12 protein-coding genes and 1 pseudogene are annotated in these 13,030 nt (G+C 64.6%); 6 read left to right on the top strand and 7 right to left on the bottom strand.

Features of this window, described 5'->3' with window-relative positions; translation table 11 throughout:
- Window positions 1-37 precede the first annotated feature (37 nt).
- Together ACUXVA_RS26190 and ACUXVA_RS26185 are read right to left on the bottom strand one after the other, a co-directional pair.
- Window positions 38-983 (bottom strand): annotated as a pseudogene (locus ACUXVA_RS26190) (alpha-E domain-containing protein).
- Between the two features lie 178 nt (window positions 984-1,161).
- Entirely contained in the window at window positions 1,162-2,577 is a 1,416-nt protein-coding gene (locus tag ACUXVA_RS26185) for a circularly permuted type 2 ATP-grasp protein (RefSeq protein WP_445489039.1), read from the bottom strand.
- 242 nt (window positions 2,578-2,819) lie between these two features.
- Between ACUXVA_RS26185 and ACUXVA_RS26180 the strand changes: the two genes are divergently transcribed.
- The 3 genes from ACUXVA_RS26180 to ACUXVA_RS26170 all read left to right on the top strand — a co-directional run bounded on the left by ACUXVA_RS26180 (window position 2,820) and on the right by ACUXVA_RS26170 (window position 4,958).
- Window positions 2,820-3,554, top strand: coding sequence for a competence/damage-inducible protein A (locus ACUXVA_RS26180; RefSeq protein WP_265082998.1), 735 nt, complete (start codon window positions 2,820-2,822; stop codon window positions 3,552-3,554).
- A 65-nt stretch (window positions 3,555-3,619) separates the two neighbouring features.
- On the top strand, window positions 3,620-4,147 hold the full coding sequence (gpt, locus tag ACUXVA_RS26175; RefSeq protein WP_265082999.1) for a xanthine phosphoribosyltransferase: 528 nt from the start codon (window positions 3,620-3,622) through the stop codon (window positions 4,145-4,147).
- A 175-nt stretch (window positions 4,148-4,322) separates the two neighbouring features.
- Window positions 4,323-4,958 (top strand): hypothetical protein, encoded by a 636-nt coding sequence (locus ACUXVA_RS26170; RefSeq protein ID WP_265083000.1) that lies wholly within the window; start codon window positions 4,323-4,325, stop codon window positions 4,956-4,958.
- A gap of 140 nt (window positions 4,959-5,098) precedes the next feature.
- On the opposite strand, the gene ACUXVA_RS26165 is transcribed toward ACUXVA_RS26170, so the two are convergent.
- Window positions 5,099-6,121 (bottom strand): methionine synthase, encoded by a 1,023-nt coding sequence (locus tag ACUXVA_RS26165; RefSeq protein WP_265083644.1) that lies wholly within the window; start codon window positions 6,119-6,121, stop codon window positions 5,099-5,101.
- A gap of 118 nt (window positions 6,122-6,239) precedes the next feature.
- On the opposite strand from ACUXVA_RS26165, the gene ACUXVA_RS26160 reads away from it, so the two are divergent.
- The 3 genes from ACUXVA_RS26160 (at window position 6,240) to ACUXVA_RS26150 (ending at window position 8,749) form a co-directional block, all read left to right on the top strand.
- Window positions 6,240-6,941, top strand: a complete 702-nt coding sequence (locus tag ACUXVA_RS26160) for a glutathione S-transferase N-terminal domain-containing protein (protein ID WP_265083001.1) — start codon at window positions 6,240-6,242, stop codon at window positions 6,939-6,941.
- Window positions 6,942-7,142: 201 nt separating this feature from the next.
- Window positions 7,143-7,775 carry a 2-hydroxychromene-2-carboxylate isomerase gene (locus tag ACUXVA_RS26155; RefSeq protein ID WP_445489036.1) on the top strand — a complete coding sequence of 211 codons (633 nt, stop codon included), beginning with the start codon at window positions 7,143-7,145 and terminating at the stop codon, window positions 7,773-7,775.
- The gene (locus ACUXVA_RS26150) at window positions 7,775-8,749 is read left to right on the top strand and encodes an NADPH:quinone oxidoreductase family protein (RefSeq protein ID WP_445489034.1); all 975 of its coding nucleotides are present in this window, start codon (window positions 7,775-7,777) and stop codon (window positions 8,747-8,749) included. The genes ACUXVA_RS26155 and ACUXVA_RS26150 overlap by 1 nt, the downstream gene beginning before the upstream one ends.
- 18 nt (window positions 8,750-8,767) lie before the next feature.
- Here ACUXVA_RS26150 and ACUXVA_RS26145 read toward each other — a convergent pair whose 3' ends face one another.
- The 4 genes from ACUXVA_RS26145 to ACUXVA_RS26130 form a co-directional block, all read right to left on the bottom strand.
- Complete coding sequence (locus tag ACUXVA_RS26145; RefSeq protein WP_445489032.1) at window positions 8,768-9,451, bottom strand: alpha/beta fold hydrolase; 684 nt, start codon at window positions 9,449-9,451, stop codon at window positions 8,768-8,770.
- 7 nt (window positions 9,452-9,458) lie between these two features.
- On the bottom strand, window positions 9,459-10,349 hold the full coding sequence (locus ACUXVA_RS26140; protein WP_445489030.1) for a crotonase/enoyl-CoA hydratase family protein: 891 nt from the start codon (window positions 10,347-10,349) through the stop codon (window positions 9,459-9,461).
- A 103-nt stretch (window positions 10,350-10,452) separates the two neighbouring features.
- Complete coding sequence (locus tag ACUXVA_RS26135; protein WP_265083005.1) at window positions 10,453-11,868, bottom strand: amidase; 1,416 nt, start codon at window positions 11,866-11,868, stop codon at window positions 10,453-10,455.
- Window positions 11,861-13,030, bottom strand: coding sequence for a M20 aminoacylase family protein (locus ACUXVA_RS26130; protein WP_265083006.1), 1,170 nt, complete (start codon window positions 13,028-13,030; stop codon window positions 11,861-11,863). The genes ACUXVA_RS26135 and ACUXVA_RS26130 overlap by 8 nt, the downstream gene beginning before the upstream one ends.

Genomic DNA, 13,030 nt, shown 5'->3' with positions numbered 1-13,030 from the left:
CAGAATTCCGAATCGGGCTTGAGCGACGAAAACTAGCCTAGATCAGGTATTGCTTGGCGATGATTTCGCCGAGCCGGCTGTTGTCCGCAATGAACTCCTGGATGAATTCATGCAACCCGTGCTGGAAGATATCATCCATGTTGCTGTGTTCGAGCCGGTTGCGGACGCCGCGCGCATGGCGCTGGGCGGCGCCCTGGCGGCCATAGGACACGCCGATCTGGTCGAGATTGCGGACGAGGTTGCCGTAGCAACTGGCCAGCGACCGCGGCAGCGTGTCGTTGAGGATCAGGAGGTCGGCAATCAGCCACGGCTTCAGCGTTTCGCGATAGACCCAGTGATAGGCGGTGAGCGCCGAGACCGAGCGCAGGATCGAGGTCCACTGATAGTAATCCAGCGGGCCGCCGACATGCTCCTCCTCGGGCAGGAGCAGGTGATATTTGACGTCGAGGATGCGCGCGGTGTTGTCGGCGCGCTCCAGATGCAATCCGAGCCGTGAGAACCAGTAGGCGTCGTTGCGCAGCATGGTGCGGTAGGCCGAGCCATCGAAGCGCAGCGAGGTCTCCTGCACGAAGCGCAGGAAGCGCGCCAGCTCGCTCGCGGGTCTTGGCGCCGCCGCTCCAGACTTCCTGCAGTTCGATCCAGGCCGAGTTGATGGTGTCCCACATCTCGCCGGTCAGCGCGGTGCGTACCGAGCGCGAGTTGAGGCGTGCATTCTCGATGCAGTTGCGGATCGAGGATGGATTGGCGGTCGAGAACGACAGGTACTCGACGACGTTCTTCTCGTCGGCTTCCTCGTAGATCTCGTAGAACGCGGCGGACACGCCGGCGGTCAGCAGCGCCGAGTCCCATTCGTTGGTCTGACCGACGTAGGCATTGGGCAGCGCGGTGACGCGCAATGTCGCCTCGATCGTGCGCGCCAGGTATTCGGCGCGTTCGACGTAGCGGGCCAGCCAGTAGAGATTTTCAGCGGTGCGCGAAAGCATGAATGTTACCCGATGATATCGTGTCCCGGGCGCGCTGCGGCATTCTCTATGCCGCTGCGCAGAACCGGGACCGCCCGATAGAATGGTGCTTGTGACGGTCCCGGTTCTGCAACGCATCGCTGCGCTTCGCTTGCGCTGCATTGCGCCCGGGACACGAGAGTAGTCAACGCCGCGTCGCTCATTCCAAAATCCACGTGTCCTTGGTGCCGCCGCCCTGGCTCGAATTGACCACCAAGGAGCCTTCCTTCAGCGCCACACGGGTCAGACCGCCCGGCACGATGGTGACGTTCTTGCGGCCGGTCAGGACGAACGGCCGCAGGTCGACGTGGCGCGGGGCGAGGCCGGAGGCGACGCAGGTCGGGCAGGTCGACAGCGCCAGTGTCGGCTGAGCAATAAAACCTTCCGGCTCGCGCTTGAGCTTGTCGCGGAACGCTTCGATGGTCGCCTTGCTCGAGGCCGGGCCGATCAGCATGCCGTAGCCGCCGGAGCCGTGCACTTCCTTGACCACTAGCTCGCTGAGATGGTCGAGCACATAGGCCAGCGCCGCCGGCTCGCGGCAGCGCCAGGTCGGGACGTTCTTCAGGATCGGTTCTTCGCCGAGATAGAATTTCACGATCTCCGGCATGTAGGTGTAGACCGCCTTGTCGTCGGCGATCCCCGTTCCCACCGCGTTGGCCAGCGTGACATTGCCGGCCATGTAGGCCGACATCAGGCCGGGCACGCCGAGCGCGGAGTCCGGGCGGAAGGTGAGGGGATCGAGGTAGTCGTCGTCGACGCGGCGGTAGATGACGTCGACTCGTTTCAGGCCCTCGGTGGTGCGCATGAACACCTCGTCGTTCTTGACGATGAGGTCGCGGCCTTCCACCAGTTCGACGCCGAGCTTGTCGGCCAGGAACGAGTGCTCGTAGTAGGCGGAGTTGTAGACACCTGGCGTCATCAGCGCGACGGTGGGCTCGGCCACCGCACTGAGCGGTGCCACCGAACGCAGGCAGGACAGCAGCTCGTCGGGATATTTCTCCACCGGCGCGACGCGATGCCGCGCGAACAGGTCGGGAAACAGCCGCATCATGATTTCGCGGTTTTCCAGCATGTAGGACACGCCGGACGGCGTCCGCGCATTGTCCTCCAGCACGATGAACTCGTCGGGATTGGTGCGGACGATGTCGATGCCGGCGATATGGACGTAGACGTCGTGGGGCACGTCCTGGCCGTTCATCTCTGGCCGGAACACCGGGTTCTGGAAGATCAGGTCATCCGGGATCAATCCGGCGCGCAGGATGTCGCGGCCATGATAAATGTCGCGCAAGAACATGTTGATCGCGCGGACCCGCTGCTTCAGGCCTTTTTCCAGCAGCGTCCACTCCTTGCCGGAGATGATCCGCGGGATCACATCGAACGGGATCAGGCGCTCGGTGGACTCCGAATCGCCGTAGACCGCGAAGGTGATGCCGATGCGGCGGAACAGCAACTCCGCCTCCTGGCGGCGATACTCCAATGCGTCGGGTGGCGTCTCCTTGAGCCAGCGGGAGAGCTCTTCATAGGCCGGGCGAAGATCGCCGTGGGGCCCATTCATTTCGTCGAACGCAATTGCCATGAATCCTGACTGCTTTTCGAGGTCGTGCGGGACAGTGCACGACTGAACGGGATGGTAGCAAGGCCCGGGCCAGCACGATATGCATTCAACAACGGCAATTGGTATGAGGTGGGGTCTGTGCTGCCTGAAAAAACGGCGGGACACTGCTTGTTTCGGCAGCAAAACACCGTGACTTCAAGCCATTGTATGCGCAAGGGTATTGGTCCCCCGGAGTGACCGGTGGAACGGCGAGGAAGAGATTGATGAGCGATATCGTCACTGCGGGGATCCTGGTCATCGGCGACGAGATCCTGTCCGGACGCACCAAGGACAAGAATATCGGCTTCATCGCCGATTACCTCACCAATATCGGCATCGACCTCAAGGAGGTCCGCGTCGTCGCCGACGACGAGCCAGACATCATCGCGGCGCTCGACGCCCTGCGTCATCGTTATAACTACGTCTTTACCACCGGCGGAATCGGGCCGACCCACGACGACATCACCGCCGACGCAGTTGCGAAGGCGTTCGGGGTGGCCATCGACCATCACCCGGAAGTGGTCGCCCGGTTCAAGGAACGGTTCGGCGCGGACCTCAACGAGGCCCGGCTGCGGATGGCGCGGATCCCGGACGGCGCCGACCTGATACAGAGCGCCACGATCCTGGCGCCCGGCTTCAAGATCGGCAATGTCATCGTGATGGCCGGAGTGCCGTCGATCATGCAGGCGATGATGGACATCGTGGCGCCGAAGCTGAAGTCGGGCGAGCGGATGCTGTCCGACACTGTCCGCGCCAATGCCCGCGAAGGCGACGTCGGCGGCCCCCTGCGCGCGGTCGCCGAGGCCCACCCGGACGTGATGATCGGCAGCTATCCGTTCCTCGACGATAACCAGAAGCCCAACACCAATCTGGTGGTCCGTTCGCGCGACCCCGAGAAGCTGGCGGCGGCGATGGCGGCGGTGAAAGAGATGCTGGCCGGGCTCGGAACAGCCAAATAGACGCTCACGTAGACGATATGCCACGAGGGCGCCGTGCGGCGACCACGTCTGAACTTCAGGAGATCATGATGGCAGAACATCCGGAGATGAGCGCGCAGGAACGCGCCGGCAAGGCGTTTCCGGTGTCGTGGGACCAGTTTCATCGTGATTGCCGCGCTTTGACCTGGCGCCTCAACAGCGTCGGCCCGTTTCACGCCATCATCGCCATCACCCGCGGCGGCCTGGTGCCGGCGGCCATCGTGGCGCGCGAACTCGGCGTGCGCGTGATCGATACGGTTTGCATCGCCAGCTACGACCATAACAAGCGCGGCGACTTGCAGTTGCTGAAGGGCGTTTCGGAAGATGCCGCCAAGCTCGGCGGCGGCACCGGCAAGGGCATCCTGATCATCGACGACCTCGTCGACACCGGCAAGACCGCGCGCATGGTGCGCGACATGCTGCCCGACGCGCATTTCGCCACCGTCTACGCCAAGCCGATGGGCCGGCCGCTGGTGGATACGTTCATCACCGAAGTGTCGCAGGACACCTGGATTTTCTTTCCCTGGGATCTCGGCCTGTCGTTCCAGCCGCCGATGCGGGATGGGGCGGCTTGACGCACTGATCTTTCGACCGTCGTCGCGTGCCCTTACACTCCGACTGTCGTCACCCGCGTAAGCGGGTGATCCCGTAAACGCAGGCCGGCGTATACGGATCACCCGGTCCAGGCGTGCAATTGCGCGCCAGTCCGGGCGATGACAGGCAGAGTGTCGATGCCGGGGAATGCTAATCATGCCGCTGCAGAACCGCGTCACCCCGTTCGGCGACATCATCGCCACGCCGGAGCGTGGCACCTTCACCGGCAACCGCGGCATCATCCACGATCCCTTGACAAAGACGCTGCTGAACAGACGCTGGAGCAATCCGGCGTGGATCACCTGCGTCTGCAATTTCCGCGGCCGACGCCGTGAGGTGATGGCGAGGCGAAGCTGGACCGAGCTGTTCTTCCTCGACGAGGCCACCGCGCTCGCGGCCGGACATCGGCCGTGCTTCTACTGCCGTCGCGGTGACGCCAATGCGTTTCGCGCCGCGTGGGAAGAGGGCAACGGCCTCGCGCGGGCGCGGGCGACGGAGATGGATGCCGTGCTCCATGCCGAGCGGTTGAACAAACGCGCGAAGCGGCTGCATGCGCTGACTTGCGCGATCGATGAATTGCCCGATGGCGCGATGGTCGCTGCGGATGGCGAAAGCTATCTGATTGCGCGGGGCAGGCCGCTGTTTTGGAGTTTTGGCGGATATCGCGAAGCCGATCGCGGGCTGCGTGACGCACTGCTCCTTACGCCGCCATCGACAATACGGGCACTGCGCGCGGGCTACCGCCCCGTTCTCCATTCAACAGCGCTGCAACACCCACTGCCGTCATCCTGAGGTTCGCGCTCTTGCGCGCCTCGAAGGATGGCCGCAGGTGCAGTCGCTCGCCGCCGCATCCTTCGAGGCTCGCCCTTGGCGGCGGAGCAAGCGCTCCGCCTGAGGGCGAGCACCTCAGGATGACGATGACGGAGTGGGCTTTACGCCAGCCGCTCTCTTGCCAGCCGTGCGCCGGCACCCAGCGCCTGCAGCTTGGCCTCCGCGATATCCCGATGCATCGGGGCCATGCCGCAATTGGTCGTGGCGACGATATTGGCCTTCGGCACGTGCTTCATGACGGCCTCGATGGTGGCCACCACGTCTTCCGGCGTCTCGACCGTGTCGCTGGCGACGTCGATCACGCCGGCCTGCACAATCTTGCCCTTCAACAGCGACAGCAGCTCCAGCGGCACGCGCGAATTGCGGCATTCGATGGCGACCTGCTGGATCGGGCTGGCATCGATCGCCGGGAAGATCTGTTCGTACTGCCGCCACTCGCTGCCCAGCGTGTCCTTCCAGTCGGTGTTGGCCTTGATGCCGTAGCCGTAGCAGATGTGCACTGCCGTCTGGCAGGTCAGGCCCTGCGCTGCGCGCTCCAGCGCCTTGACGCCCCAGTCGGCGGCCTCGTCCATGAACACGTTGAAGGCGGGCTCGTCGAACTGGATCATGTCGACGCCATCGGCCTGCAGCGCGAGGGCTTCCTCGTTCAGCAATTCGGCAAAGGCAAAGGCCATCTTGACCCGGTCGCCGTAGAAACTGTCCGACAGGGTGTCGATGATGGTCATCGGGCCGGGCAGGGTGAACTTCAGTTTGTTCTTCGTGTGGCCACGCGCGGCCTGCGCCTCGAAGGCGTGGACCCGGCCTTTCAGCTGCAGCGGCGCTATCACCTGCGGCACCATGGCTTTGTAGCGGTCCTTGCGAATGCCTATCTCGACCTTGTTGGCAAAATCGATGCCGTCGACCTTCTCCAGGAAGCCGTGCACGAAATGCTGCCGCGCCTGTTCGCCTTCGGTGACGATATCGATGCCGGCGTCTTCCTGGACCTTGACCGCCAGCAGCGTGGCGTCGCGCTTGGCGCGCCGCAACTCCTCGCCCGATGACCGCCAGGTCGGCCACAACTTGTTGGGCTCGGCGAGCCATTCGGGCTTCGGCAGCGAGCCGGCAATGGTGGTCGGGAACAGCATGGGCATCCTCATGGCTTCTGATTGTGGGCGTCTATCTGCCACGTTCGCGGCGACGCGTATAGCTATTGGCGAGGCGCCGATGCGGGACTAGGATCATGGAAAAACAGACGAGGAAGCCATGATCGACCTGCATTACGCGCCAACGCCGAATGGCTGGAAAATCTCGATCATGCTGGAGGAGTGCGGATTGCCTTACACGGTAATCCCCATGCAGCTCGGACGCGGCGACCAGTTGAAGCCGGAGTTTCTCAAGCTCAGCCCCAACGGCCGGATGCCGGCAATTGTGGACCACGCGCCGGCCGACGGCGGCGAGGAAGTCGCGATCTTCGAGAGCGGCGCCATCCTGATCTATCTCGCCGAGAAAGCCGGCCGCTTCCTGCCCACCGCCATGCGGCCGCGGTTCGAGGTGCTGCAATGGCTGATGTGGCAGATGGGCGGCCTCGGCCCGATGCTCGGCCAGAACGGGCATTTCCTGCTCTACGCGCCCGAGAAGATTCCCTATGCCATGGATCGCTACACGCGCGAGGCGAAGCGGCTGTACGGCGTGCTCGACGTCCATCTCGGCGACGGCCGGGATTATATCGCCGGCGACTATTCCATCGCCGACATGGCATGTTTTCCGTGGATCATGACCCACAAGGCGCAGGGCCTGACGCTGGACGATTTTCCGAATGTGAAGCGCTGGTACGCGCTGCTGCGGGCGCGGCCCCAGGTACAGGCCGGACTCGCGGTGGGCAAGCAGGAGAAGAAGCCGATGGACGAGCAGGCGCGAAAAATCATGTTCGGCGTCGATGCGCCGGCGCATGCGCAGCAACAATAGTGATGCGCAACCTTTCAGCACACACGGCTGTCATCGCCCGGCCTGGCGCGCAATTGCGCGCCGGCACCGGGCGCCCCAGTACACACCGGCGCCAGTGATAGAGCGTCAAGGCCGGTGTCTACTGGATCACCCGCTTTCGCGGGTGATGACACCAGAATGCAGTGGACACGCCGTGACGATAACCGAGAGTGAGGAAACCCCATGATCGAATTCTTCTTCGACTGCTCCAGCCCCTGGACCTATCTCGCTTTCCACAACATCCAACCGTTGGCGAAGGAGTTTGACGCCGAGATCGCGTGGCGGCCGATCCTGGTCGGCGGCATTTTCAATTCGATCAATCCCAGTGTCTATGCCTCGCGCGAGACGCCGGTGCCGGCGAAGGCCCGCTACATGAAGAAGGATCTGGCCGACTGGGCACGCTCCGCGGAGCTGGCGATCAAAATGCCGCCGCGGGTGTTCCCGGTGAACAGCGTGAAGGCGATGCGCGGCTGCCTCTGGATTGGCCGCAATGCATCGCAGGACATGCTGCCGTTTGCGCGTGCGGTTTTCGAGGCCTATTGGGGCGACGATCTCGATATTTCGCAGGATGCCGTGCTTTCGGGGATCTGCGATCGCGTTGGCATCGAGTCCGAAGCCTTCTTCCAGGGTATCGCCGATCCGGCAATCAAGGACCAACTCAAGGCCAACACCGACGAGGTCATTGCCCGCGGCGGCTTCGGTTCGCCGACCATCTATCTCGACAAGACCGACATGTACTTCGGCAACGACCGCCTGCCGCTGATCCGCGAAGCCTTGCAGCGCCGCCGCGCCGAGACCGTCGATAGCGCGGCCTGATGCCGAACAAGATCGTTTGCCGCACGCTCGGGCCGCCGGAAACGCTGCGACTGGAGAGCTTCGCCTCAGCGCCGCTGGCAGCGGGACAGGTCCGTGTCGCCATCCGCGCCGCCGGGATCAATTTTCCTGACATCCTGATGGTCGCCGGCGACTATCAGCTGAAGCCGGAGTTGCCGTTCACCCCGGGCATGGAGGCCGCCGGTGACGTCGTCGAGATCGCGGGCGATGTCGGGGGCGTCATGGTGGGCGATCGCGTGATCGCGAAGCTACGCCATGGCGGCTATGCGGAGGAGGCGATGGTCGCGCCGGCGCAGCCGACCCCGTTGCCGTCGACCTTCGACTACGCCGAGGGCGCGACATTTCTCGCCGCCCATGGCACCGCGCATCACGCGCTGGTCGACCGCGCGCAAATCAGACCCGGCGAAGTGCTGCTGGTGCACGGCGCCGGCGGCGGCGTCGGTCTCGCCACAGTGGAGATCGGCAAGCTGCTCGGTGCCACGGTGATTGCCGCGGCATCGTCAGAGCAAAAGCTCGCCGCGGCCCGCGCCCGTGGCGCCGATCACGGCGTGCTGTATGGCGCCGAGCCGTTTCGCGAGGTGGTCAAGCGCATCACCGACGGCCGCGGCGTCGACGTGGTGTTTGACCCCGTCGGCGGCGAGGTGTTCGAGCAGAGCCTGCGCTGCATCGCCTTCGGTGCGCGGCTGCTGGTGGTCGGCTTTACCGGCGGCGTCGGCGTGGCGAAAACCAACCTTGTGCTGATCAAGGGCGCCAGTGTGCTCGGCGTCCGCGCCGGCGAGGCGGCGCGGCGCGATCCGGCGCTGGGCACGGCACGGATCGCGGCGCTGCTGCAATGGGCGGAGGAGGGGCGCGTCCGTCCCCACGTCTCGCATCGCTTGCCGCTGCAAGACGTTGCACCGGCGATGCGGCTCCTGATGGACCGCAAGGCGATCGGACGGGTGGCGCTGACGATGTGAAGTTTTTATCCCCCGCATCTACGCAAACCGGCCGTTGCGCAGAAATGCGATGGCGAGGGCGATCGCTTGGGGATCGGTTGGAAGAAATGCGTGCGCCGTGCCGATCACGATGTGATCGGTCATGCCGTCGAGCTTGGTGTTCTCGACCGATACCCGTCCATCGTTCGGACCGGGCAGCAGGAACACCGAAGAGATTGGATCGATCGACCTTTTCCCGGCGATGATCCCGACCGGATAAGTCGCGGGGGGAAGAACAGCCTGCGTCGCAGCGTCCCGTCTGGTCCCCAGTTGCTGTCCGGCCGGCCCGAAATAGGCCCGGTAGAGCGCAAGATGCCCGAGGCGATCGGCAATTTGACTGCCGCCGTTCGGCGTGCCGAGCATCACCACACGGCCCATGCGCGCCGCCGGATATCTGGCGAGATAGGCTCTCGCGACCAGTCCGCCCATGGAATGGCCGACAAAGTGCAGAAGCCCGGGCGTCGCGCCGGCAAAGCGGGTGATCGCCGGATGGATGTCGTCGGCGAGGGCCTCAAGCGGCTTGCGGCGGCTGTCATAGGCGAGGTTCAGCGTGGCGAAGCCGGCGACGTGGAGGGCTGCCTGCATCTTGCGAAACGATCGCGACGACCGTGAGATGCCGTGCAGCAGAACGACGCCGCCCTTGGCAGATGTCGAAGCGGCGTTGCTCTGGTCGGCTGCATGCATCCGCGTGTTACTTATACTCCCGCTCGTCCCACCACGGAAAGTAGTCGGGCATATCGGTCGAGACCTTGTTCTTGAACGCCGCCGGGCGCTTTTCGAGGAATGCCGTGACGCCTTCCTTGACGTCCTCCGAGCGACCGCGGGCGTAAATGCCGCGGCTGTCGATCTTATGGGCTTCCATCGGATCGTCGGCGCCCATCATGCGCCACATCATCTGCCGGATCAGTGCAACGGAAACCGGCGCAGTCTTGTCGATGAAGGTTTTTGCCAATGCGCTTGCGGCCGGCAGCAGATCGTCCGGCGCAACCACCTGGCTGACCAACCGGCCCTTCAGCGCTTCCTCGGCGGGAAACACGCGGCCGGAGTAGCACCATTCCAGTGCCTGTGAGATGCCGACCAGGCGCGGCAGGAACCAGCTCGACGCCGCCTCCGGCACGATGCCGCGCTGGGAGAATACGAAGCCGAAGCGCGCGGCCTCCGAGGCGATGCGGATATCCATCGCCAGCCGCATGGTGGCGCCGATGCCGACCGCGGGGCCGTTGACGGCGGCGATCACCGGCTTCAGGCATTTGAAGATGCGCAGGGTCACCGTGCCGCCGCCATCGCGGACGTTGGGATCGCTGTAGTCGACCTCGCCGTCGGCAAGACGCTTGACTGGGCCACGTCGGTAGTCGCGGTCGAAGGTCTGGGGGCCGGACGACAGATCCGCGCCCGCGCAGAAGCCGCGGCCGGCGCCGGTGACGATGATGGCGCGCACATTGTCGTCGGCATCCGCTGCATCGAACGCGGCGATCAGCTCGGCCTGCATGGTGGGGTTGTAGGCGTTGAGCTTTTCGGGACGGTTCAGGGTGATGGTGAGGATCTGGTCGGCGACGTCATAGAGAATCGTCTCGTAAGCCATCTGCGTTTCGCTCCCGATTTTTTCGCTTTTGTTCAGCTTGTCATTCCGGGTTCGCGTGCAGCTTGTGCTGCGCGCGCCCCGGAATGACGATGCTATCCTAAAACTACTTCGGCGGCGTCGGCCATGGCAATTGCGGGCCGCGCATATCCTCGAAAGCCTTGGTCATCCTGAGCACACCAAGATCGTCGAAGCGGCGGCCGACGATCTGGACGCCGATCGGGAAGCCCTTGGCGCTGAAGCCGCCGTTGATGGAGGAGGCGGGATTCTCGGCCATATTCCACGGCACGGTAAAGCCGATATGTTCGAGCGGGCGCTGCACGTCGTCGGTGGGCGAAGCGAGTTCGGCGGCATAGCTGACGATCGGCGTCGTCGGCGAGATCACATAGTCCACATCCGCGAACAGCTTTGCCGTATTGGTGCGGATCGCCATGGTGGCATTGAAGCCGCGCACCACATCGCTGCCCGACAGCTTCGCGCCGCCTTCCGCCCATGCATAGATGAACGGCAGGATTTTTGCGCGCGTTTCCGCCGGCAGTTTGGAAATGTCGTCCCACGACCGCGCACGCCAGAACGCGTCGAGGCCGATCAGGTGTTCGCCGGTCATCACCGACGGCACTTCGGTGATGATTGCGCCGGCTGCTTCGAACGCCTTTGCGGTGGCGATGGCGACGTCACGGACTTCCGTGTCCAGCGGCAGGCCGAAGCCGAGATCGAGCATCAGCCCGATGCGCACGCCTTTGAGGGAAACCTTGAGATCGCTCCAGTCGATGGTCGCCGGCGGTAGGTTCATGCCGTCGCGGTCGTCGGGCAATGACAGCACACTCATCATCAGCGCGGTGTCGTCGACGGTGCGGGTCATCGGTCCGGCGCAGCGGCCGACATAGAACGGGTCGATCGGAATCCGGCCGAGGCTGGGCTTGAGCGTGACAAGACCGCACCACGCCGCGGGCAAACGGACGGAGCCGCCGATGTCCGTGCCGACATGCAGCGGTCCGTAGCCCGCGGCGGCTGCGGCGCCGGCGCCGGCGCTGGAGCCGCCGGGATTTTGGGTGAGATCCCAGGGATTGCGCGTCAGCGGATGGAACGACGAGGCGCCGGACGACAGCATGCCGAAGTCCGGCATCGTGGTCTTGGAGAAGATCACCGCACCGGCCTCGCGCAGCCGCGCGGCGGGTGGCGCGTCGGTCGCCGCCGGCACCAGCGTGGTTGCGGCGGTGCCGAGCGGCACCGGCGTGCCCCGGGTGGCGATGTTTTCCTTCACGGTCGCCGGCACGCCGTCCAGCGGTCCCATGGGCTCGCCGCGCTGCCAGCGCAGGGTCGACGCGCGGGCCACGGCATGGGCACCATCGGGATCGAAGGCGTAGAGCGCCTTGATGTGCGGTTCCCAGCGGGCGATATGGGCGAATACGTCGTCGAGCACTTCGCTCGGCGAGAAGGCTTTCGCCGCGTAGCCCGCGATCAACTCGACGGCGCTGAGATCGTGCAGCGCCGTCGCCGGCTTTGCGATGCCGTCAGACATGGGCGACCGGCATGCGCGTCTCGACGATGCGGGCGAACATGCTGGCGCCGATCGGCAGAATCTTGTCGTCGAGCACGTAGCCGGGGTTATGCACCGGCACATCGCCGTCATGGCCGACCCAGAAATAGGCGCCCGGGACGGCGTGCAGCATGTCGGCGAAGTCCTCGCTGCCCATCAACGGCTTCACATCGGTGAACACGTTGTCGTCGCCGACCACGGTGCGCGCGACCTCCTCGATGGCCTTCGACTGTTCTTCCTGGTTGATCAGCACGCTGAAACCGTCGCGGATGTCGACGTTGATCTCGACATCGAAGGCGATGGCCATGCCGGCGGCCAGCGCGTGCATGCGCTCGCGGACCATCAGGCGGACCTTTTCGTCGAAAGTGCGGATGGTACCGCACAGCCTGGCATCGCCGGGGATCACGTTGTAGGCCGAGCCGGAGTGAATCTGGGTGATCGACAGCACCGCGGACTTCAGCGGGTTGACGTTACGGCTGACGATGGTCTGCAGCGCCTGACCCAGCGTCATGGCGATGACCACGGGATCCTTGGACTTCTCCGGCCTTGCGCCATGACCGCCGTAGCCGGTGATGACGATGTCGAAGAAATCGGCGGCGGCCATGGCCGGCCCCGGGAAGATCGCAATCTCGCCGTGGTTCAGGTTCGGCGCGTTGTGCAGGCCGTAGATCTCGTCGCAGGGAAATTTGGAGAACAGTCCGTCCTTGATCATGGCCCGGGCGCCGCCGAGGCCTTCCTCGGCGGGCTGGAAGATGAAGTGCACGGTGCCGTCGAAATTGCGGGTCTCGGCGAGATAGCGCGCGGTACCGAGCAGCATAGTGGTGTGGCCGTCATGGCCGCAGCCGTGGAAGCGGCCGGGAATGGTGGAGCGCCATTTCAGGTTGGTGTTCTCCTCCATCGGCAGCGCATCCATGTCGGCGCGCAGCCCGACGCGCTTGCCGCCGGTCCCCTTGCCCTTGAGCACGCCGACCACGCCGGTGCCGCCAAGGCCGCGATGCACCACGATGCCCCAGCTCGCCAGTTTCTCGGCGACGATGCCGGAGGTGCGGACTTCCTCGAAGCCGATTTCCGGATGGGCGTGGAAATCGCGACGGATCGCGGTGAGTTCGTCGGCGAAGGCTTCGATGCGGTCGATGGTGGGCAT

The sequence above is a fragment of the Rhodopseudomonas sp. RCAM05734 genome (assembly GCF_052658035.1).
Note: the sequence above shows the minus strand (reverse complement) of the source record. Positions and strands in the feature narration are given on the sequence as shown.

Excerpts from the sequence above, each read along its gene's own strand:
- ACUXVA_RS26170 (WP_265083000.1), top strand. The coding sequence starts at position 4,323 with ATGCCGCTGCAGAACCGCGTCACCCCGTTCGGCGACATCATCGCCACG.
- gpt (WP_265082999.1), top strand. The coding sequence starts at position 3,620 with ATGATGGCAGAACATCCGGAGATGAGCGCGCAGGAACGCGCCGGCAAG.
- ACUXVA_RS26185 (WP_445489039.1), bottom strand. The coding sequence starts at position 2,577 with ATGGCAATTGCGTTCGACGAAATGAATGGGCCCCACGGCGATCTTCGC.
- ACUXVA_RS26155 (WP_445489036.1), top strand. The coding sequence starts at position 7,143 with ATGATCGAATTCTTCTTCGACTGCTCCAGCCCCTGGACCTATCTCGCT.
- ACUXVA_RS26130 (WP_265083006.1), bottom strand. The coding sequence starts at position 13,030 with ATGCCCACCATCGACCGCATCGAAGCCTTCGCCGACGAACTCACCGCG.
- ACUXVA_RS26160 (WP_265083001.1), top strand. The coding sequence starts at position 6,240 with ATGATCGACCTGCATTACGCGCCAACGCCGAATGGCTGGAAAATCTCG.
- ACUXVA_RS26150 (WP_445489034.1), top strand. The coding sequence starts at position 7,775 with ATGCCGAACAAGATCGTTTGCCGCACGCTCGGGCCGCCGGAAACGCTG.
- ACUXVA_RS26180 (WP_265082998.1), top strand. The coding sequence starts at position 2,820 with ATGAGCGATATCGTCACTGCGGGGATCCTGGTCATCGGCGACGAGATC.
- ACUXVA_RS26145 (WP_445489032.1), bottom strand. The coding sequence starts at position 9,451 with ATGCATGCAGCCGACCAGAGCAACGCCGCTTCGACATCTGCCAAGGGC.
- ACUXVA_RS26135 (WP_265083005.1), bottom strand. The coding sequence starts at position 11,868 with ATGTCTGACGGCATCGCAAAGCCGGCGACGGCGCTGCACGATCTCAGC.
- ACUXVA_RS26140 (WP_445489030.1), bottom strand. The coding sequence starts at position 10,349 with ATGGCTTACGAGACGATTCTCTATGACGTCGCCGACCAGATCCTCACC.
- ACUXVA_RS26165 (WP_265083644.1), bottom strand. The coding sequence starts at position 6,121 with ATGCTGTTCCCGACCACCATTGCCGGCTCGCTGCCGAAGCCCGAATGG.